Raw genomic sequence first — 19,130 nt, forward strand, 5'->3', positions numbered from 1 at the left:
AACTGCAAATCATCCGGGCGAGGCCCGGGCGCTTCGCACCCTTCCCACCAGCTCATGGCCTCTGGCGTGAGATCACATCCACTTGCCCCCACCTGGCGACTTCGTCGCCTGTCCGCCCCCGTAGGGGGCGGAGCGCTCTTCCCCCTGCGGGGGAAGACGACCGCGAAGCGGTCCGTAGGGGGCAAGTGTTCGCCGCACGAAAAAGGGCCGCCCGGTCGCCCGGACGGCCCTTTCCTATCCGTAAGACAAAAGCCTAGTGGATCGGCGTATCGGCCATCACCGAGGCCCCGCTGGGGGTCGAGCGCAGCCGGGCCTTGGCCATCTCGTCCATGATCGTCTGCGAGCGCGGATCGCCCAGCAGCCAGGCCGAGGCGGCCAGGGTGCGCACCGAGGTCTCGCTGACGCCCAGCACCTTCTCCAGGGCCTCGAACGGCGAGTTGGAGCCGCCGATCTTCTTGAGCTTCACCTCGCCCTTGATGCCGGCCAGGCTCTTGGCCTTGTCGACGGCCTCGTAGAAGCCGCCCAGCTCGTCCACCAGGCCCAGCTGCTTGGCCTGGACGCCGGTCCAGACCCGGCCCTTGGCGATCTCGCGGACGCGCTCGACTGGCAGCTTGCGGCCCTCGGCGACGCGGCCGACGAAGCCGGCGTAGATGCGGTCCATCCAGGCCGAGAACTTGGCCCGCTGGTCGGGGGTGAATTCCTGGCCCGTGCCGAACGCGCCGGAATAGTCGCTCCCGACATGCACCTGCTTCACGTCGACGCCGAACCGCGACAGGGCCTCGCCCAGGGCGAACTTGCCGCCGAACACGCCGATCGAGCCGGTCAGGGTGGTGGGCTCGGCGACGATCGCCGAAGCGCCCGAGCTGATCCAATAGCCGCCCGAGGCCGCATAGGTGCCCATGCTGACCACGATCGGCTTGTTGGCCTTCCTGGCGGCCTTCACGGCGGCCAGGATCTGCTCCGAGGCCGTGTCCGACCCGCCGGGCGAGGAGACGCGGAAGACGATCGCCTTGACGTCCTTGTCGTCGATGGCGTCGTACAGGGCCTTGGCCACCTGGTCGGAATAGATCGTGCTGTCGCCGCCGAACGGCGAGCCGCCGTCGCCGCTGCCGGTCATGATCGCGCCCTCGGCCGAGACCACCGCGATGGTCGGGCCCGACTTGGACGCCGGCCGCTTGGATCGCGAAGCGTAGTCGTCGAAGCCCATCAGCTTGGCGCCCTTGCCGGCGCGCGACAGCATGGCGTCCTGCACGTCCTTGACCTGGCCGACGCGGTCGATCAGGCCCTTGGCCTTGGCTTCCTCGGCGCTGTAGGGACCCGCCTCGATCGCCTTGATCAGGGCGGCCGGTTCGATCTTGCGGTCCTGGGCCGCCGTCGTCAGGGCCGTCGTATAGACCGAGCCCATCCACGACAGCGCCGATTCCCGGTGCGCCGGCGTATAGTCGCTGTAGAGATACGGATTGACCGCGTTCTTATACTCATAGCGCTGCTCGTAGTCGGCCTTGACGCCGTACTTGTCGAAGAAGCGCTTGAAGAACATCTCCTCGCTGGACGCGCCGACGGCCTGCAGCGAGCTTTCGGGCTGCATCCAGAACTCGCTGGCCGCCGAACCCAGCATATAGGTCGAGGTGACCAGGCCCGAGGGATAGAGCCCCTGGCTGTGCGCGAAGATCGGCTTCTTGCCCACCGAGCGGAAGTGCTTGAAGGCCAGGCGCAGCTCGTCGGCCGAGGCCGGGGCCATGCCGCCTTCGGGCAGGCGCACCAGCACCGCCTCGACCTTGTCGTCGGTCTCGGCGCGGCGCAGCGTCTCGATGATCGACATCACCGACTGTCCGCCGCCGCCGCCGAAGGCCGCGAACGGATTCTGCGAATCCTGGTCGGGCAGGCCGCCGCGCAGGTCCAGCTGCAGCACGGTGTGCGTGGGAACCGGAGCGGGACGAGCGGCGCTGGCCGCCATGACGATCAGAAGAAAGGGGACGCCGACCAGGAACAACACCAAGCCGACGAAAACGCCGGCCACGGTCATGAGAAACTGCTTCATCGGACGTCCTGCTGCCTAGTGTCGCGCAAGCTAGTAGCGACCCTGGCGACGCGGTCAAATGAACAGCGCGCAACCCAGCCTTTCGGGTCCAGGCGTAGAGACGGGAAGGGCGCCCCGTGGGGCGACGCCGCCGTACTCTATCTTTGGAAAATCTCGGGAAAAGAATGGTCGGAGTGGCAGGATTTGAACCTGCGACCCCTGCGTCCCGAACGCAGTGCTCTACCAGACTGAGCCACACTCCGACTTGGAGGGCGGCTTATAGACACGCCTCGGCGGTCTCGCAAGCGACAAAAATCCCTCCACAAAAAGAAAAATGGCGGGAAAAAAGAAGTTCAAAGCAGCGTTGCATCCGTCCGACTCCTGCGCTATCTCCACCGCCTCGCCGGGCCCAGACGGGTCTCGCCGTTCCTGCTGGGGAATGGTGTAATGGTAACACTGCGGTTTTTGGTACCGTCATTCTAGGTTCGAGTCCTAGTTCCCCAGCCACACGCTCTTCTCTCTGTAGCGAAGCTTCCGCTTCGGCGGACCCGGGCCGTCCAGGCGACCGATTGGTCGGTCATCTGACGTTGCATCGCAGTTTTCCACAGGAATTAGCCTCAGCGTCTCACGCGTGAGATTCTGGCGCGGTCTGCGCGGCCAGCGCGAGGACGCGCGCATCCTGGCTTGAAGTTCTTCTGGACTTTGGAAGCGGGCCTTCGGCTTGGGAAAGCCAGGACGATCCCTGTCATGACTCATCCGGGCTCGAAACGGCGCGGCGTGAGCAAGTCTTTGTCTTTCAACGGCTAGGCCCAGCTTCGACAACGCGCGCCATAGGAGGGATGCTGATCTTTGGCTCATCTGCCGGGGTCGCGAATCGTTGCGATATCGAAACTTTCGTTCGAACAACAACGGTCTGGGCGGGCTGGTTTGGGAGGGCGAAATCACGCTTTCAGCGCTTCCCATGGTTTAGAGGCGAAGCGATTTTCTCGTTGCTGTTCTCAAGATTCGCTTGGCTTAAGGCCTCGGCAAGCACGATTACCCGGAATGAGTACTTGTGTTTCGGCAGGGCAGGTGTATTTCCAAGTCAAATACCCACTGGAGAGACACTCGTGGAAGACAAAGCTACCCTGATCGAGCTCACCGCCGAGATCGTCGCCAACTACGTGGCCAATAACAGCACGTCGGTTTCCGATCTGCCGGCTCTGATCCGGGCGACTCACGACGCTCTGGCCGGTATTGGCTCTCCGGAAGCGGCTCCCGTCGAAACGGTTACGAAGGCTACGCCGGCTCAGATCCGTCGCAGCATTACGCCGGACGCGCTGATCAGCTTCGAGGACGGCAAGCCCTACAAGACGCTGAAGCGCCACCTGACCACGCACGGCATGACCGTCGCCGAATACAAGGCCAAGTGGGGCCTGCCCAACGACTATCCCACCACCGCTCCGGCCTATAGCGAAGCGCGCTCGGCCATGGCCAAGGCCCTGGGCCTGGGTCAAGGCGGCCGCAAGGCCAAGGCCCCGCGCGGCCGCAAGGGCTGATCCGACCCTTCAAAGGTCGATATCGCGCAAAACCCCCGCCGGCGACGGCGGGGGTTTTTGTTTGTGCGTCCTATCGCTTCAGGGCTTCGGCCAGACCGCCACCACGACCCCGTTGGTTCCCAGGACCGAGGCGTGATCGATCTTGGCGGTGGCGAAGCATTGGCGCGCGGTCACCAGCATCCGCACGGTGTCGTCGATACGCGGGTCGGGCGCGGCCAGTCGCCCGTCATAGCTGCCGCAGAACACCGCCGGCTTTTGACCCAGGTCGGTGACCGAGCCTTCGAGCACCAGGGTCATGCCCCGGATCAGGCGATGATAGGTCTGCTGGTTCATCTTCAGCTTCTGGACCATGAACGGCTCGAAGCGCGGGGGCAGGGCCGAGACGCCGTCGGCATAGGGAATGGCCAGGCCGTAGTTGGTGACGATGCTGCGGACCCCGACATCCTGGTGCACGGTGTCGTGGTCGCGGGTCTCGACGGTGGCCTGGCTGCGGACTTCATCGCCGTCGAAGAAGGCGGTCTGCAGCGTGGGCAAGGCCTTCAGGCCCTGGTCGTCGAAGTGATTGTAGTTCTGGGCGCTGATCTGGCCCAGACCGATCATCAAGGTCAGTTCGCCGCGGGAAAAGTCGTAACGCCAACGCGCGGGACTTTGCAGCACCTTCATGGTCCGCTTGCGCTCGTCGACGAAGGGGATCGAGATCTGGAAGCGCTGGCCGACCAGGTCGGCGGCGGGCGCGCGGCGGGCGCTTTCCATCGCATCGCGCAGGGCGGGCCCGTCCATCACGCCCGAAACCGAGGCGGGAGCCGTGGCTGTCAGGGCCGCCGCCGCCAAGAGACCGCCGATCATCGCAAAGCCCTCCGTTCACTGTGGCCAGGGAACGCTCAGCTTGACCGGCGGTCAATGGTTCAGCCGATCTTCAGTCTCACGAACGCCATGCCGCCCGTCGGATCGTCATAACCCAGGGCCGCCGGGGCGTCGTAGGCGCTGGCCAGGCCGCCGAAGCCCAGCTTGATATTGTCCGACAGCGGCACATCGTAGATCGCGCCGACCGACAGCTTGCGCACCGTGGCCACGCCGCCATGGTGGCCGGCCAGCTCGTCCTGCTCCACCTGCTCGGCGCGAGTAAACACGGTCCAGTGCTGGTCGGGCCGCACCGCGCCCTCGAACAGCCAGGCCTGTAGGGCGTCGCCGGGGATGCGATCCTTGCGGGCCCAGGCCAGGGTGGCGCTGAGCGAACCGCCGTGGCGGAACGGGCGGGAATAGAGGGCGCTCAGCGAGGTGCGGGCCTCGTCGTCGTCGGCCTCCAGGGCCTCGGGGCTGTTGATCCGCGCCCAGCTGGCCTGCAGGGCCCAGTTCGGCGTCGGGTTCCACGAGACGCGGGTGGCGACGCTGTCCAGTTGGCCGGTCTCGATGTCGTAGCGGTTCTGATCCGGCTCGCGACCTCGGAAGGCGCTGGCCTCGACCTTCCAGTTCTGGCGCGACACCCCGGCCGTCACCACGCCGAAGGTGATGTGGGTCGAGTCGAACCAGTGGTGGGTGATCGGGGCCTCGGGACTGTCCATCGCCGCCTGGCGGTGCATGAAGGCGGGCGGACCGAACGCCGGCTCGCCGGGCAGGCCGGCGTAGAGATAGCCGTCGAACCCGCCGCCCAGCGGGTGGCTGTAACTGGCCGACAACTCCATGAAGAGATCGTGCGGATGCTGGCGATCGACCAGCGGGGTCTTGCCATCGGCCGTCTCGCCGGTGGCCAGCAATAGCGGATAGCCGCTCTTGCCCATGAAGGGGTCGGGGCTGACCATGGCCTTGAAGCCCAGCATGCCGTCGCCCACTTCGCGCTGGGCCATGCCCATCACCATGCCGGCCAGGAACGCCTTGTCGCCGCCGCGCGGTCCGCCCTGGCTGTCATAGACGCCGTTGAACACGGCGTGGCCCATCAGCATCCAGCCGCTGTCGGTGTGGAGCATGATCCCGTCGTGCGGCGAGGCGTCGGGCTGCCAACTGGTGCCGGAGGCGTCGCGGGTCATGGCGTAGGCGCCCAGGGCGCTCTGCATGACGTGCCCGGTGGGATTGATGAGGGCCTCGAGGGGAACGTTGTCTTCGTCCGGCATCGGCATCGTCATGCCGGGATGATCGTGCTGCTGGGCGAGCACCGGCGCGGCGAGGCCAAGGCTCGCGGCGAGAGCGGCGCAGGCCAGAAGGCGCGCGTGGAAAGTCTGGGTGGTCATGGGACCGACCTTTCTGAAGCGGGGGGAGGATGATCCGCGCGGCGGCCGCGCGGAAGGCTTCAGGCGACGGGTCTTGGAGGGCCGTGCTCGGGCGCGAGGCTCAGGCCGACGGCGGCCTGGCGGAGCGGCGTGAAGGCGATGCGGACGACGGCGCCGGGCGCGAGCACCGGCGCGACGTCGCGGACCGAGGCGGGCAGGCAGCCGGCGCAGCAACTGAGCGGCATGGCGTCGGAGCGCGACTTGTGGACGGGCGCCTTGTCGTGGGTCATGCCGGCCATGTCGCCCGTCATGTCCTGCATCATCTCGTGACAGGGCGGGGGAGCAGACGGTTCGGCGTGACACGGCAGGGCGCGCAGCGGTCCGCTCACGGCGAAGACCGCCGCCAGCAGGATCAGCATGAAGGTGCGAAGGCCGCGCATGCCGTTAGGGTAGGGGGCGCGGTTCGCGTGAGCAAGCCGACGTTTCGGTCGCCGGGAGGACTTGCCCGCCGTATGGAAGCGCCAGTCAACAGGGCCCACGGGGAAGCGGCGATGATCAAGAGGCTGGTGGCGGGCGTCGTGGTGCTGCTCCTGACAACGGGCGCCGCATCGGGGCTGGAAGGCGATGTGCCATACGACATCGCGCCAGGCCTCTTTCAGCAAGACCAGCCGGATCTGGGGCTCAAGCGGGCGCCGGGCACGGAGACGTTCACGATCTTCGCGCCCACGGCCAAGACCGATCGCTTCAGCAACGGCGTGGTGCTGATCCCCTTCAAGGGGCGGCTATATGCTCAGTGGCAGAGCTCGGCCCAGGACGAGGATTCCGCCGACACCTGGGTCGCCTACAGCGTCAGCGGCGACGGCCGAACCTGGAGCGCGCCCAGGGCGCTGGCGCCGGCCGGAGAGAACGGCGTGATGCGGTCCAGCGGCGGCTGGTGGACGGACGGGCGGGTCCTGGTCGCCTACGCCAATGTCTGGCCCGAGGGCTTCCAGTCGGGCGCGGGCGGTTATGCCGAGTACCGCACCAGCCGGGATGGCCGCACCTGGAGCGCGCCGCGTCGCGTGACCGGGGCGGACGGCCATCCCGTCGAGGGCGTGATCGAGCAGGATCCGCATCTGATCGACGGGCGGGTGATGACGGCCTTCCACCTGCGCCCGGGCATGGTCGCCAAACCCTTCTTCACCGACGATCCGCTGGGCGTCGCGGGCTGGACCGAGGGGCGGATGGCCAATCTGCCGCGCGACGTGGCCAGCGACACCGCCGCGCCGCATGAGCGCCGGCTAAGCCGCGAGATCGAGCCCAGCCTGTTCCGCCGCGCCGACGGCTGCGTCGTCATGGTGTTCCGCGACGAGGCGCTGAGCTTTCGCCAACTGGCGGCGCAAAGCTGCGATCGGGGCGTGACCTGGACCACGCCCGCCCTGACGGCCATGCCCGACTCTCGCGCCAAGCAGAGCGCCGGCAACCTGCCGGACGGCGCGGCCTATCTGGTCAATGCGCCCAACGGCGATCGCGTACGGATGCCGCTGGCCGTCACCGTCAGCGCGGACGGCCGGCTTTTCGATCGCAGCTGGCTGCTGCGCGGTCGCGACGACCTGCAGCCGCTGCGGTTCGAGGGGCGCTACAAGCGGCCGGGCTACCACTATCCCAAGAGCGTGGTCTGGAAGGACCATCTCTATGTCGGCTATTCGGCCAACAAGGAGGACGTTCAGGTGACGCGTGTTCCTCTGACGTCGCTCGCCGCGCCGAGGCGGCCGTGATCGTTCGGGCCTAGACCCCGCTCAGCTCCATCCCGGGCGCATCGGGTTCGCGCGCGCCGCCGCCGTTCAGCGGGCGCTGCATCCAGACCAGGTCGACCCAGCGGCCGAACTTGTAGCCCATGTCCGGGAAGACGCCCTTCTGCGTAAAGCCCAGCGACGCGTGCAGGCCGACGGAGGCGGCGTTGCCGCTGTCGCCGATCACCGCGCACATCTGGCGCAGGCCTAGGGCCTCGCAGGCCGCGATCAGGGCCGCCAGCAGGGCCTTGCCCACGCCCTTGCCGACCGCGTCGGGGCCGACATAGACGCTGTCCTCGACCGTGTAGCGATAGGCGGCCCTCAAGCGGAACGGGCCGGCGTAGGCATAGCCCAGCACCGCGCCGTCCTGCTCGGCGACCAGATAGGGCAGGCCCTTGGCGAGGAAGGCCGCGCGGCGGCGGCCCATCTCGGCCTGGTCCGGGGGAATCTCCTCGAAGGTGCCCAGGCCGTTCAGGACGTTCCAGCCGTAGATGGCGGTGATCGCCGCGATGTCGGCGTCCGTCGAGGGACGAATGGTCACGCTCATGAAAAGCCTCCCCCCATGGGGGAGGTGTCGGCGTAGCCGACGGAGGGGGGAGTGGTCGGCAGGCGCCCACATCCCGGACCTTCGCCCCTAGAACTCCCCCTACCGGCCTTCGGCCGCCTCCCCCACAGGGGGAGGGCCTTCTTCGTCGAACGCATCACGCCTTGGCCCAACCCTTGTCGACCGCCCACACGGCGAACGCATAGTCCAGGGCGATCTCCTTGAGGAAGTCGAACCGTCCGGAAGCCCCGCCATGGCCGGCCTCCATGTTGATCTTGAGCAGGATCGGGGCGCCGCTGGTCGTATGTTCGCGCAAGCGCGCGGTCCACTTCTCCGGCTCCCAATAGGTGACGCGCGGGTCCGACAGGCCGCCGGTGGCCAGCACGGCCGGATAGGCCTTGGCCGTGACGTTGTCGTACGGCGAATAGCTGGCGATGTAGTCGTAGGCCTCCTTGTCCTCCAGCGGATTGCCCCATTCGGGCCATTCCGGCGGAGTCAGGGGCAGGGAGGTGTCGCTCATGGTGTTGAGCACGTCGACGAACGGCACCGCCCCGATGATCCCGGACCACAGGTCGGGCCGCAGGTTGGCGATCGCCCCCATCAGCATGCCGCCGGCCGAGCCGCCATAGGCCACCGTGCGGTCCTTGGCGCCGTAGCCGGCCCCGTGCAGGTGCTCGGCGCAGGCGATGAAGTCGGTAAAGGTGTTCTTCTTGGTGAACTTGCGGCCGTCCAGGAACCAGCCGTAGCCCTTTTCCGAGCCGCCGCGGATGTGGGCCGTGGCCCAGACCCATCCGCGGTCGACCAGGCTGAGGTTGCGGATCGAGAACGACGGATCGATCGACATGCCGTAGCTGCCATAGCCGTACAGCAAGAGCGGCGCCTGGCCGTCGAGCGCCACGCCCTTCTTCATCACCACGGTGATCGGCACCTCCTGGCCATCGGCGGCCTTGGCGTAGAGGCGCTTGGTGACATAGGCGGCCGGGTCGTGGCCCGACGGGATCTCCTGGGTCTTGCGCAGGGTCTTGGCGCCCGTCGTCATGTCGTAGTCGAACCACTGCCGGGGCGTGGTCGGCGACTGGTAGACGTAGCGCATCACCGGGGTGTCGAACTCGTAGCCGCCCTCCAGGCTGAGGACATAGGCCTCCTCGTCGATCGTGATCGGCTTCTCGGCCTTGGTGGCGCGGTCGGTGATGACGATGCGGGTGTTGGCGTTGACCCGTTCGACGCGAACCAGATGGTTCTTGTAGGCGGCCAGGCCGGTGATGAAGTGCCCCGGCTTGTGCGGGACGAAGTCCTTCCAGTGGGCGCGGCCGGGCGTGGCGACCGGGGCTTCCACCAGCTTGAAGTCGATGGCCCCGTCGGCGTTGGTCAGGATGACGAAGCGGCCGTCCCAGTGCTCGACCGAATAGCGCAGGCCCACGGTGCGGGGCTCGAAGACCTTGGGTTCGGCGGTCGCGTCGTCGGCCGGGATCAGCAGGGTCTCGGACGTCTCGTGGTCGCCGGCGGTGATGGTGATGAAGGCGTCCGAACCGGTCACGCCCACGCTGACGAAGAAGCCATCGTCGGGCTCGTCATAGACCAGCACGTCGTCCTTCAGCCCGCCGCGCGCGGGGCGGCGGTAGATCTTGTCCGACCGGCCGTTGTCGTCGCGATGGGTCCAGAACAGCCACTTTGAGTCGGGCGACCAGGCGAAGTCGCCGGTGCTGCTCTCGACGGGCTCCTTCAGGATCTCGCCGGTGGCCAGGTCCTTCACATAGATGTGGTGGACTTCCGAGCCCTGGGCGTCCTCGGCGTAGGCCAGCAGCTTGTGGTCGGGGCTGTGGTCGGCGGCGCTGACCTGGCTGTAGGCCTTGCCCTTGGCCAGGGCGTCGCAGTCCAGCAGGATCTCCTCGCCCGTGGCTTGGTCTTTGGGGCGGCGCGCGAAGATCGGGTGCTGGCCGCCGATGTTGAAGCGCGAATAGTATTCGAACGGACCGTCGGGTGCGGGGACGGAGGCGTCGTCCTCCTTGATGCGGCCTTTCATCTCCTCGAACATCGCCGCCTGCAGGGCCTCGGTCGAGGCCAGCATGGCCTTGGTGTAGGCGTTCTCGGCGGTCAGGTGGTCCTTGACCTCCGGCTTGATCAGCGTCGGGTCGCGCAGGACCTTCTGCCAGTTGTCGTCCTTCATCCAGGCGTAGTCGTCGACGCGGACGCGGCCCAGCTGCTCGGTGCGCAGGGGAATCTTGGTGGCGACAGGCGGGACAGGCTTGGACGACTCGGACATCATGCTCTCGGATCTGGCGTTCTCGGGGCGGACCACCGACACCGACGTAATGACCGCTGCCGCGCTCGTCATCATTTTGCGCCGGTTCATGGTCAGATTTTCCCCCGCGATGCGTCAGAACGCCAACTTGTGCGCCTAGACGGCGCTGGTCAAACTGACCCTCGTGTAGAGTGAATCCGGGGGCGTGAGGGTTTAGATGGCTTGGGACCTGTCGGTCGATCTGATCCAGGCGACCGTGCAGCTTGAACAGCCGCTCGGTGACGGATCGCGTACGGTCGGCACGGGCTTCCTGATCGAGGATCCCACCCCCGACGGTCGCCCCCGCACCATCCTGGTCACCGCCGGCCACGTCTTCGACAAGATGCCCGGCGCCTCGGCCAAGATCGGCTATCGCATCCAGAGCGCCGACGGCGTCTGGCGCTACGACCCCCACACCCTGAAGATCCGCGACGGCGACCATCCGCTGTGGACCAAGCATCCCAGCCGCGACGTCGCGGCGATCGAGGTCGAGGCCCCGCCGGAATTCGCCAAGGCGGCGATCCCCCTGGCCTGGCTGGCCCAGGACGACACCTTCAACAAGTACAGCCTGGGTCCGGGCGACGAGATGATGGCCCTGGGCTTCCCGCGCGGGCTGTCGGCCAATCCGGCGGGCTTTCCGATCCTGCGGTCGGGCCGGGTCGCCTCTTATCCGCTGGCCCCGGCCAGCGTGTTCCCCACGTTCCTGATGGACTTCTCGGTGTTCCCCGGCAATTCGGGCGGGCCGGTGTTCATGGCCGAGGGCGCGCGCCGTCGGCCGGGGTCGAGCGAGAGCCAGGAAGTGCAGTTCATCGCCGGCATGCTGACCCAGCAGGTCGAGCTGTCGGGCGAGCGCCTGGAGATCGGCATCGTCACCCACGCCAAGTATATCCGCGAGACGGTGGCCATGCTCGACAAGACGGCCGGCCCGCCCGTGGTCCAGGCCAAACCCGCCAAGCCGGCCGAGCCCCAGACCCAGGCGGCGACCCAGGCCGCCGCCCAGAACGCCGTGGCCGTCTCGGCCGCCGCCATGGCCGTCGCTCGGTAAGTCATCCCACTGTAGGATAGGCGACACAGGAACCTCGCTCCTCGCCCCCCGTTTCTAGGGGGAGTTCAAATCCAGCAGGAGCGAAGTCATGAGCACCAATCGTGTTGAAGGCGCTGTCGACAAGGGTGTCGGCGCCGTGAAGGAAGCCGCCGGCAAGGCCGTGGGCAACGAACGTCTCGAAGCCGAAGGCGCCGCCCAGAAGACCAAGGGCGATGTCCAGAACAAGGTCGGCCAGGCCCAGGACAAGATCGGCGACGCGATCAAGCACTAGGCTTGGTCATTCGCTAGACAAGCAAACGGCCGCGGAGCGATCCGCGGCCGTTTTCTTTTGGGGACGAGGGCGGGCCCGCTGCTTAGCCGTAGATGATCGAGATCGTCTCGGCCACGCAGGCCGGGCGCTCCTCGCCCTCGATCTCGATCGTGCATTCGTTCTTCAGTTGCAGGCCGCCAGCCTTGGGTTCGACGCCCAGCAGCTTCTGGCGCATGCGCACCTTCTTGCCGACCCGGACCATGCCGGTGAAACGCACCTTGTCGCAGCCGTAGTTGATGCCGCGCGTCACGCCGGTGACCCGCAGGATGTCGGCGCCCAGCATCGGGATCAGCGACAGCGTCAGGAAGCCATGGGCGATCGGGCCGCCGATCTCGCGGGTCGCGCGCTCGACGTCGACATGGATCCACTGGTGGTCGCCGGTCGCTTGGGCGAACTGGTTGACCCGCTCCTGGCTGATCTCGACCCAGTCGGAGACCCCGATCTCCTGGCCGACCAGGCTGGCGACGTCGGCATAGGCGACTTCCTTCATGGCGTGTTTCTCCCGCATGTTCTTGCAAACAGTTGTTTGATTGGTCGCACGGGAGGCGACGGCGGGCAAGGTCCCGTCAGCCGGCCAGGGTCTGGAAGACCAGCCAGGCGTTGGCCGCCGAGATCACCATGAACAGCCCCCAGGCCACCGCCTTGGTCAGCAGGCCGTTGGCGAACACGCCCATCAGCGCCTTGTCGTCGGTGAAGCGCAGCAGCGGGAAGATCGCGAACGGCAGCTGGGCGCTCAGCACCACCTGGGTCAGGACCAGCAGCTTGCCCACCGAATGCTCGCCCAGGGTCAGCACCCCGACCAGGGCCGGCACGATGGCCAGGCCGCGGGTGATCAGTCGCCGTTGCCAGCAGGGGATCTTCAGGTTCAGGAACCCCTCCAGGATCACCTGGCCGGCGATGGTGCCGGTGAAGGTCGAGCTCTGGCCCGAGGCGAACAGGGCGATCCCGAACAGCAGGCCGGCGACGGCCGCGCCGGTCAGGGGCTCGAGCAGGCGATGGGCCTCCTCGATGCCGGCCACGTCGGTGATCCCCGCGCGGTGAAAGGCCGAGGCCGCCAGGATCAGGATGGCGGCGTTGATGAACAGGGCCACGGCCAGGGAGGCGACGGTGTCCAGCGTCGCCAGCCGCAGGGCCGAACGCTTGCCGGGCTCGTCGGCGGGCACGACCCGGGTCTGGACGATCGAGGAGTGCAGATAGAGGTTATGCGGCATGATCGTCGCGCCGACGATGCCGATAGCCAGGTACAGGGCGTTGCCTTGCTTCAGCGCGTCCAGCGACGGGATCAGGCCGCGCGCCACCGCGCCGGCGTCGGGCCTGACCAGGATCAGCTGGACCAGGAAGCAGATCCCGATGGTGCCGACCAGGCCCAGGATGATCGCTTCCAGCTGCCGGAAGCCCTTGCCCTTCAGGCCCAGCACGATGACCGTGTCCAGCGCGGTCAGCAGCACGCCGGCCCACAGGGGTATGCCCAGCAGCAGCTTGAAGGCCAGGGCGCTGCCCAGCACCTCGGCGATGTCGCAGGCGATGATGGCGATCTCGGCCAGCGCCCACTGGATCTTGACCGTGCGCGGCCCGTAGCGCTCGCGCGACATCTGGGCGAGATCCCGGCCGGTGACCAGGCCCAGCCGCAGGCTCAGGGTCTGCAGGACGATGGCCGCCAGGCTGGACAGCGCCACCACGAACAGCAGCGCCGTGCCGTAGCGCGAGCCGGCTTCGATGTCGGTCGCCCAGTTGCCGGGGTCCATGTAGCCGACGCTGACCAGCAGGCCGGGGCCGGCGAAGCGCAGCACCCTCTGCCAGGTCGACAGGCCGTCGGGAACGGCCACGGCGCCGCGCACCTCGGCGGGGCAGAAGGGGGCGGTGGCGGTCTTGGGAAGGGCGAACATGGGCTACGCGTTAACTTAGATTCGAAACTAACCCCACTACTTCGATAGCGTTCATCTACCTAGTTCACCCAGTTCAAATTCTGTCCTTCTATTTGCAGGAGTAGGCGCTCATCTTCTGACCCTGTGAGTAGCTTGTTCGGTAAATCTGTGAAAAATACGAATAGACTATTTAAGCTATCAACGGGACTATTGACACGTTCGCCAACCCATAGATTGTCAATTCCGCTTGCGGACGTGTGAACAATACCTGATCCTGGGAGTGCACCTGCCGGACCTACCAACGCAAAGCGAAGTAGATCTTTCTGATCTAGCGAAACCATTGCGAGAGCATTGCGCCAGCGACCCGCCCGAGGTCTGATTTCTAAGATGGGACCATTTTTGTGCCGATAAAAGCGCACAACATAAGGTGGAATGTCGGAAGGTTTGTAGAAGCTTCTTCCCGATACTCCGGATTGAACTTTTTTAACCCAATCTGGATCGCTCAAATTCACGTAAAGCCGTGTGGCAATAGCCGATGGGATGAGATCGTGATCGATTGGAGATGGAAATATTCCAATTAAAGGAAATTTACTTCCTCGATTTCTGAGCGCTCGGTCTAGAGCGTACGCTAATTCTTCCTGACAGGGCTCGCTGCGAAGGCTGTTTTCCGTCAAGTATATTGCCCATCCGTCGATGTTGTTCGTATTTTTTATCGCGGCATCCAGTGCGGGCCAAATTCTTTGCCCGGAAATTAGTTTTTTTCGGTCGAATTCAACTTCTAAACCGGATTTTTCCATAGATTGTATTATATAGTCGACGTCGTTGTTCTCGTTATCTTTCCAGGCATATGTTAGCCAAATTCTGGACATTTGTAGTATTCTCCAGATGCAAGTTCCTGCGGTATGGTCCGGGGTTGCGCACAAAATTTTCTACTACGGACCGGCTTGGGGCAGTCGTTCCTGGGACACAATGGGGTGCTGAGGCGCGGAAAGTCTCCCAGAGAAGTTCATCTCAGAACAGCCGCGCCTGCAGCCACAGGATCGCCGGGTAGACCGACAGCCAGATCCAGAAGAACCGGTTCAGACCGAACAGGCAGGCGTTGGCCAGGTGGAAGGTCGCGGCGACCACCAGGCCGGCGACCAGGGTCTGGCGCGACACCAAGGTCAGCGGGAAGGCCAGCTCGAACAGGATCACCGCCCAGGCCATGATCCGCATCACTTGCGGCCGGTCGGCCCAGCGCCGCAGGTCCTCGGCGACGGGGTAGGTCGAGAACTGGAAGACGTCGCGCAGCGCGCGGCCGGTGCGCCAGTCGGGGTTCAGGACCTTCACCCCGCCGGCGATGACATAGGACAGCACCAGTTGCGCGCCCAGATAGCCGAAGAACAGCTCCTTGCCTTGAGCCATCGGCGTCAGGCGCGACAGGGTCAGGCACCACAGCGCCAGCAGGCCCATGCGGTCGCTGCCGCCGTTGTAGGGGCCCTCGAAGCGCCGCAGGATCAGCAGCGACAGTCCCGCCAGCCCGACCAGCGGCCAGGGCGTGGCGACGCCGAGGATCACCAGCACGCACAGGACGGCGCGGGCCCCGAACAGCACGCGCTCCTCGCGAAAGCCGCGCAGGTGCTCGAAACCCTGTTGCAGCAGGGCCAGGGCCAGCAGGATCTCGGTCAGGCGGGCGGCGGCGTCCAGGCTCATAGGACGTCGATCCGCTCGCGACGGCGGGGCGCGGACTGGAACAGCACCTCGCTGTCGACCACCTCGCCCTCGCGGCTGAGAAAGACCAGGCGGAAGCTGAGCCAGGGCTCCAGCGCGGCGGCGTCGGGCTGGCGGGCCAGGTCGGCGGCGATGCGCCGGAAGATCTCGTCCTGGCTATGGTCGGTGGGCTCGTCGATCAGCCGCTCGGCGCAACTGACGATGAATAGGGTCTCGTTCCAGCGCGGGTTCCAGACCAGGCGGCGCAGCATGGCCGGGACAGAAACGTGCGGGGGACGCGGTCGAAACTCGCGCCAGTCGCCGACCGCGCCGGGCGTGGCCGACAGGGCGTATTCGACGCGCGGCGAGGGCGCGATCACGTCGAAGAAGTTCCACGACGGGATCAGCGCCGGCAGCAGCAGGCGGAGAGGGTTCGACATGGAGCCTTCTTGGGAGGGGGAATCGACGGCTATGCGAACAGCTTACGCGATTTTCCACTACGGGTTCGGACCCCGGCCCTTGCCCCCACCTGGCGGCTTAGCCGCCTGTCCGTCCCCGTAGGGGGCGGAGGCTTCATGCGCGGCGCGCCTCTTCCCCCTCCGGGGGAAGACGATCGCGAAGCGATCCGTAGGGGGCAAGTGTCAGCCGCCTCAGACGACCCCGCCATCACCCTTATCCCAGTACGCATCCCGGATCAGCCGCTTGTAGAGCTTGCCGGTGGGGTGCCTTGGCAGCTCCGCCATGAAGTCGATGCGCCTGGGCGCCTTCACGTGGCTGAGGTTCTCGCGGGCGAAGGCCATCAGTTCCTCGGCCAGGGCGGCTTGATCAGCGGCGCCGTCCAAGGGCTGGATCACCGCCACCACCTGCTCGCCCATCTCTTCGTGCGGCGCGCCGACCACGGCGGCGTCGGCGACCTTGGGGTGGGTGATGAGCAGGTTCTCGATCTCCTGCGGATAGATGTTCACCCCGCCCGAGATGATCATGAAGCTCTTGCGGTCGGTGAGGTAGAGGTAGCCCTCCTCGTCGACCCAGCCCACGTCGCCCAGGGTGGTCCAGCCATGCTGGTTGTAGCTCTCGGCGGTCTTGTCCGGGGCGTTGTGATAGTTCACCGCCGGACCGTTGGCGAAATAGACCGCGCCCTCGGTGCGGGGCGGAACGGGCTCGCCGGCCTCGTCGCAGATCCGCAACTCGCCCAGCACCGCCTGGCCGACGCTGCCCTTGTGGGCCAGCCAGTTCTCCGAATTGATCCAGCAGAAGCCGTTGCCCTCGGTGCCGGCGTAGTATTCGAAGATCACCGGGCCCCACCAGTCGATCATCTGCGCCTTGACCGGCACGGGGCAGGGGGCGGCGGCGTGGACGGCCGAGCGCATCGACGACACGTCATACCTGGCGCGCACGGCCTCCGGCAGTTTCAGCATCCGCACGAAGTGGGTCGGCGCGAATTGGCCGCAGGTGACGCCGTGCTTCTCGATCAGGGCCAGGGCGGCCTCGGGATCGAACTTCTCCATCACGATCACCGTGCCGCCCAGCTTCTGCACGGTCATGCACCAGCGCAGCGGGGCGGCGTGATAGAGCGGCGCGGGCGAGAGGTAGAGGCTGTCGCCGGAAAAGCCAAACAGCCCCATGGCCATCATCTGCAAGGCGTGGGGCGCGTCGATCGGCCCGCCGCTCAGGGGCGGCTTGACGCCCTTGGGGCGGCCGGTGGTGCCCGACGAATAGAGCATGTCCGATCCCGCCGTCTCGTCGGCGATCGGCGTCTCGGGCATGACGGCCCGGGCCGCCTCGAAGTCCGCGAACGCGCCCTTGGCCCCGCCCACCCGTAGCAGGCGAACACCCGGGATCAGCGGCGCGACCGCTTCGGCCACGGCGTCCAGCGTGGGGCTGACGATCAGCGCCTTGGCCCCGCAGTCGGTGACGATGTACTCGACCTCGGCCGCCGTCAACTTGGTCGAGACGCAGGTGTAGTAGAGCCCCGCGCGCTGAGCCGCCCAGGCGATCTCGAAGAAGCGGGCGTTGTTGTCCATCAGGATGGCGATCACGTCGCCGGCCCGCAGGCCCCAGGACCGGAACAGCTGCGCCCCCTGGTTCGAGCGGGCGTCGAGCTCTTGGTAGGACACCGTCTCGCCTGAGCCGGCCATGATGTAGGCGGGCTTGTCCGGTTGGCTCTGGGCGTGGTGGAACGGGTGCATCAGGCGACCGCCATGACGTCGCCGGCCTCGATGATCGTCGTCATCGGATCCTCCCTCGTTTCGGTCCCTGGCCGTCCGCGTGTCTCCGCGTGATCGGCGTTCACGAGAGAATGCGCGGGTCTGGCCAGGAGGCAAGGGTGTCGTCGGGGAAGGTGGCGCGGGACGGTTGCCCGGCGTTCATACGCGTGTTTGAGTGCGCCAAGATCCGGAGGATACCCCCATGGCCGCGCCCAGCTTCGAGACCCTGCTCTACGCCGTCGAGGACGGGATCGCGACGATCACCCTGAACCGTCCGGAGAAGCTGAACGCCTTCACCGCCCGGATGATGAAGGAGCTGATCGAGGTGTTCGACCTCACCGACGGCGACGACGCCGTGCGCGTGGTGATCGTCACCGGCGCGGGGCGGGCGTTCTGCGCCGGGGCGGACCTGTCGGGCGGCGGGGCCACCTTCGATCGCACCAATCCCCAGGCCCTGGAGCGCGAGGAGGGCAAGGTCGGCGACATCTATCGCGACGGCGGCGGCCGCGTGGTGCTGCGCATGTACGACAGCCTCAAGCCGATCATCGCCGCCGTGAACGGCCCCGCGGTGGGCGTGGGCGTGACCATGCAGTTGCCGATGGACATCCGCCTGGCCTCGACCGACGCCAAGTTCGGCTTCGTGTTCGCGCGGCGCGGCATCACGCCCGAGGCCTGCTCGTCCTGGTTCCTGCCGCGTCTGGTCGGCATGCAGACGGCGCTGGAATGGGTGTTCAGCGGCCGGGTGTTCGGCGCCCAGGAGGCGTTGGACCGCGGCCTGGTCCGTTCGCTGCACGCGCCCGAGGACCTGCTGCCCGCCGCCCGGGCTTTGGCCCGCGAGATCGCCGACAACACCGCCCCGGTCTCGGTGGCCCTGTCGCGCCAGCTGCTGTGGCGCATGGCCGGCGCCGATCATCCTATGGAGGCCCACAAGGCCGACAGCCGGGCCATCCAGTCGCGCGGCGCGGCCGGCGACGCCAAGGAAGGCGTCAGCTCGTTCCTGGAAAAGCGCCACCCGGCCTATCCGGACAAGGTGTCGGCCGATCTTCCGGACATCTGGCCGGAGTGGGGCGAGCATCCGTTCAAGTAGCGGCCTCTGGCGCGTGGCGGGGAACGCGCTATATCCCCGCCCATGGCCGAAGCTTTCAACGACAAGACCCTGACCGCCGACAAGTCGGCCCGCTACGCCGAGGTGGCCGAGGAGATCGCCTCGGTGCTGGACGGCGAGACCAACCTGACCGCGCGCATGGCGACCGTGGCCTCGATGCTGGCCTCCAGCTTCGACCACTATTTCTGGACCGGCTTCTACGTGGTCGATCCGCTCAAGGCGCGCGAGCTGGTGGTCGGGCCCTACCAGGGCACCCTGGGCTGCCTGCGGATCGCCTACGGCCGCGGCGTGTGCGGCGCGGCGGCGGAAACCGGCCAGACCCAGCTGGTCGAGGACGTCCACGCCTTTCCGGGACACATCGCCTGCGACAGCCGGTCCCAAAGCGAGATCGTCGCGCCGGTGTTCGACGCTGCGGGCCAGCTTCTGGCGGTGTTTGACGTCGATTCCGACAAGCCCGCGGCCTTCGATTCCGTTGACCAGCAAGGGATCGAGGCGATCCTGAAGGCGACTTTCGCCTAAACGGCGGCTCAGATCGCCTGATCGGCGAAAC

At 66.7% G+C, this 19,130-nt stretch carries 17 protein-coding genes, 2 tRNA genes and 1 pseudogene; 7 read left to right on the plus strand and 13 right to left on the minus strand.

Features of this window, described 5'->3' with window-relative positions; genetic code table 11:
* Positions 1-253: 253 nt before the first annotated feature.
* Together sppA and G3M62_RS06665 are read right to left on the minus strand one after the other, a co-directional pair.
* Positions 254-2,041, minus strand: a complete 1,788-nt coding sequence (gene sppA, locus G3M62_RS06660; protein WP_165185691.1) for a signal peptide peptidase SppA — start codon at positions 2,039-2,041, stop codon at positions 254-256.
* 165 nt (positions 2,042-2,206) lie between these two features.
* A tRNA-Pro gene (locus tag G3M62_RS06665) sits at positions 2,207-2,283 on the minus strand.
* A 170-nt stretch (positions 2,284-2,453) separates the two neighbouring features.
* Between G3M62_RS06665 and G3M62_RS06670 the strand changes: the two genes are divergently transcribed.
* Together G3M62_RS06670 and G3M62_RS06675 are read left to right on the plus strand one after the other, a co-directional pair.
* Positions 2,454-2,527 (plus strand) — tRNA-Gln (locus G3M62_RS06670).
* Between the two features lie 602 nt (positions 2,528-3,129).
* Positions 3,130-3,558: a Ros/MucR family transcriptional regulator gene (locus G3M62_RS06675; protein WP_012285398.1), complete on the plus strand. Its 429-nt coding sequence runs from the start codon at positions 3,130-3,132 to the stop codon at positions 3,556-3,558.
* Between the two features lie 78 nt (positions 3,559-3,636).
* On the opposite strand, the gene G3M62_RS06680 is transcribed toward G3M62_RS06675, so the two are convergent.
* From G3M62_RS06680 to G3M62_RS06690, 3 genes are read right to left on the minus strand one after another with little or no spacing between them, the layout of a single operon-like run.
* On the minus strand, positions 3,637-4,404 hold the full coding sequence (locus tag G3M62_RS06680; RefSeq protein WP_165185693.1) for a hypothetical protein: 768 nt from the start codon (positions 4,402-4,404) through the stop codon (positions 3,637-3,639).
* A 59-nt stretch (positions 4,405-4,463) separates the two neighbouring features.
* On the minus strand, positions 4,464-5,783 hold the full coding sequence (locus G3M62_RS06685) for a hypothetical protein (RefSeq protein ID WP_246263504.1): 1,320 nt from the start codon (positions 5,781-5,783) through the stop codon (positions 4,464-4,466).
* Positions 5,784-5,842: 59 nt separating this feature from the next.
* The gene (locus G3M62_RS06690) at positions 5,843-6,202 is read right to left on the minus strand and encodes a hypothetical protein (RefSeq protein WP_165185694.1); all 360 of its coding nucleotides are present in this window, start codon (positions 6,200-6,202) and stop codon (positions 5,843-5,845) included.
* 111 nt (positions 6,203-6,313) lie between these two features.
* On the opposite strand from G3M62_RS06690, the gene G3M62_RS06695 reads away from it, so the two are divergent.
* Positions 6,314-7,519, plus strand: a complete 1,206-nt coding sequence (locus G3M62_RS06695) for a sialidase family protein (protein ID WP_165185696.1) — start codon at positions 6,314-6,316, stop codon at positions 7,517-7,519.
* 10 nt (positions 7,520-7,529) lie between these two features.
* On the opposite strand, the gene G3M62_RS06700 is transcribed toward G3M62_RS06695, so the two are convergent.
* Positions 7,530-8,081, minus strand: a complete 552-nt coding sequence (locus G3M62_RS06700; RefSeq protein WP_165185697.1) for a GNAT family N-acetyltransferase — start codon at positions 8,079-8,081, stop codon at positions 7,530-7,532.
* A gap of 154 nt (positions 8,082-8,235) precedes the next feature.
* Complete coding sequence (locus G3M62_RS06705; RefSeq protein WP_425483837.1) at positions 8,236-10,341, minus strand: S9 family peptidase; 2,106 nt, start codon at positions 10,339-10,341, stop codon at positions 8,236-8,238.
* A gap of 196 nt (positions 10,342-10,537) precedes the next feature.
* Here G3M62_RS06705 and G3M62_RS06710 point away from each other — a divergent pair, with 196 nt between their 5' ends.
* The gene (locus tag G3M62_RS06710) at positions 10,538-11,404 is read left to right on the plus strand and encodes a trypsin-like serine peptidase (protein ID WP_165185700.1); all 867 of its coding nucleotides are present in this window, start codon (positions 10,538-10,540) and stop codon (positions 11,402-11,404) included.
* Positions 11,405-11,492: 88 nt separating this feature from the next.
* Positions 11,493-11,692 (plus strand): annotated as a pseudogene (locus tag G3M62_RS06715) (CsbD family protein).
* A 65-nt stretch (positions 11,693-11,757) separates the two neighbouring features.
* Here the strand turns inward: G3M62_RS06715 and G3M62_RS06720 are convergent.
* The 6 genes from G3M62_RS06720 to G3M62_RS06745 form a co-directional block, all read right to left on the minus strand.
* Positions 11,758-12,204: a MaoC family dehydratase gene (locus G3M62_RS06720; RefSeq protein ID WP_165185703.1), complete on the minus strand. Its 447-nt coding sequence runs from the start codon at positions 12,202-12,204 to the stop codon at positions 11,758-11,760.
* 76 nt (positions 12,205-12,280) lie between these two features.
* On the minus strand, positions 12,281-13,600 hold the full coding sequence (locus tag G3M62_RS06725) for an Nramp family divalent metal transporter (protein ID WP_165185705.1): 1,320 nt from the start codon (positions 13,598-13,600) through the stop codon (positions 12,281-12,283).
* Between the two features lie 59 nt (positions 13,601-13,659).
* On the minus strand, positions 13,660-14,448 hold the full coding sequence (locus G3M62_RS06730) for a toll/interleukin-1 receptor domain-containing protein (RefSeq protein WP_165185707.1): 789 nt from the start codon (positions 14,446-14,448) through the stop codon (positions 13,660-13,662).
* A 142-nt stretch (positions 14,449-14,590) separates the two neighbouring features.
* The gene (locus G3M62_RS06735; RefSeq protein WP_165185708.1) at positions 14,591-15,271 is read right to left on the minus strand and encodes an HTTM domain-containing protein; all 681 of its coding nucleotides are present in this window, start codon (positions 15,269-15,271) and stop codon (positions 14,591-14,593) included.
* Positions 15,268-15,708 carry a hypothetical protein gene (locus G3M62_RS06740; RefSeq protein ID WP_165185710.1) on the minus strand — a complete coding sequence of 147 codons (441 nt, stop codon included), beginning with the start codon at positions 15,706-15,708 and terminating at the stop codon, positions 15,268-15,270. The genes G3M62_RS06735 and G3M62_RS06740 overlap by 4 nt, the downstream gene beginning before the upstream one ends.
* A gap of 210 nt (positions 15,709-15,918) precedes the next feature.
* Positions 15,919-17,457 carry an acyl-CoA synthetase gene (locus tag G3M62_RS06745; protein ID WP_165185711.1) on the minus strand — a complete coding sequence of 513 codons (1,539 nt, stop codon included), beginning with the start codon at positions 17,455-17,457 and terminating at the stop codon, positions 15,919-15,921.
* A 220-nt stretch (positions 17,458-17,677) separates the two neighbouring features.
* Between G3M62_RS06745 and G3M62_RS06750 the strand changes: the two genes are divergently transcribed.
* Both G3M62_RS06750 and G3M62_RS06755 read left to right on the plus strand, forming a co-directional pair.
* A complete protein-coding gene (locus G3M62_RS06750) occupies positions 17,678-18,562 on the plus strand; it encodes a crotonase/enoyl-CoA hydratase family protein (protein WP_165185713.1) in 885 nt (294 codons plus the stop codon).
* Positions 18,563-18,604: 42 nt separating this feature from the next.
* Positions 18,605-19,099 carry a GAF domain-containing protein gene (locus G3M62_RS06755; protein ID WP_165185714.1) on the plus strand — a complete coding sequence of 165 codons (495 nt, stop codon included), beginning with the start codon at positions 18,605-18,607 and terminating at the stop codon, positions 19,097-19,099.
* Positions 19,100-19,130 lie beyond the last annotated feature (31 nt).

It is taken from the genome of Caulobacter soli, assembly GCF_011045195.1.
Taxonomy (GTDB): domain Bacteria; phylum Pseudomonadota; class Alphaproteobacteria; order Caulobacterales; family Caulobacteraceae; genus Caulobacter; species Caulobacter soli.

Coding starts and splice junctions, on each gene's coding strand:
- G3M62_RS06745 (WP_165185711.1), bottom strand. CDS start 17,457: ATGCACCCGTTCCACCACGCCCAGAGCCAACCGGACAAGCCCGCCTAC.
- G3M62_RS06725 (WP_165185705.1), bottom strand. CDS start 13,600: ATGTTCGCCCTTCCCAAGACCGCCACCGCCCCCTTCTGCCCCGCCGAG.
- G3M62_RS06730 (WP_165185707.1), bottom strand. CDS start 14,448: ATGTCCAGAATTTGGCTAACATATGCCTGGAAAGATAACGAGAACAAC.
- G3M62_RS06685 (WP_246263504.1), bottom strand. CDS start 5,783: ATGACCACCCAGACTTTCCACGCGCGCCTTCTGGCCTGCGCCGCTCTC.
- G3M62_RS06680 (WP_165185693.1), bottom strand. CDS start 4,404: ATGATCGGCGGTCTCTTGGCGGCGGCGGCCCTGACAGCCACGGCTCCC.
- G3M62_RS06720 (WP_165185703.1), bottom strand. CDS start 12,204: ATGAAGGAAGTCGCCTATGCCGACGTCGCCAGCCTGGTCGGCCAGGAG.
- G3M62_RS06750 (WP_165185713.1), top strand. CDS start 17,678: ATGGCCGCGCCCAGCTTCGAGACCCTGCTCTACGCCGTCGAGGACGGG.
- G3M62_RS06695 (WP_165185696.1), top strand. CDS start 6,314: ATGATCAAGAGGCTGGTGGCGGGCGTCGTGGTGCTGCTCCTGACAACG.
- G3M62_RS06705 (WP_425483837.1), bottom strand. CDS start 10,341: ATGTCCGAGTCGTCCAAGCCTGTCCCGCCTGTCGCCACCAAGATTCCC.
- G3M62_RS06700 (WP_165185697.1), bottom strand. CDS start 8,081: ATGAGCGTGACCATTCGTCCCTCGACGGACGCCGACATCGCGGCGATC.
- G3M62_RS06755 (WP_165185714.1), top strand. CDS start 18,605: ATGGCCGAAGCTTTCAACGACAAGACCCTGACCGCCGACAAGTCGGCC.
- G3M62_RS06690 (WP_165185694.1), bottom strand. CDS start 6,202: ATGCGCGGCCTTCGCACCTTCATGCTGATCCTGCTGGCGGCGGTCTTC.
- sppA (WP_165185691.1), bottom strand. CDS start 2,041: ATGAAGCAGTTTCTCATGACCGTGGCCGGCGTTTTCGTCGGCTTGGTG.
- G3M62_RS06735 (WP_165185708.1), bottom strand. CDS start 15,271: ATGAGCCTGGACGCCGCCGCCCGCCTGACCGAGATCCTGCTGGCCCTG.
- G3M62_RS06710 (WP_165185700.1), top strand. CDS start 10,538: ATGGCTTGGGACCTGTCGGTCGATCTGATCCAGGCGACCGTGCAGCTT.
- G3M62_RS06740 (WP_165185710.1), bottom strand. CDS start 15,708: ATGTCGAACCCTCTCCGCCTGCTGCTGCCGGCGCTGATCCCGTCGTGG.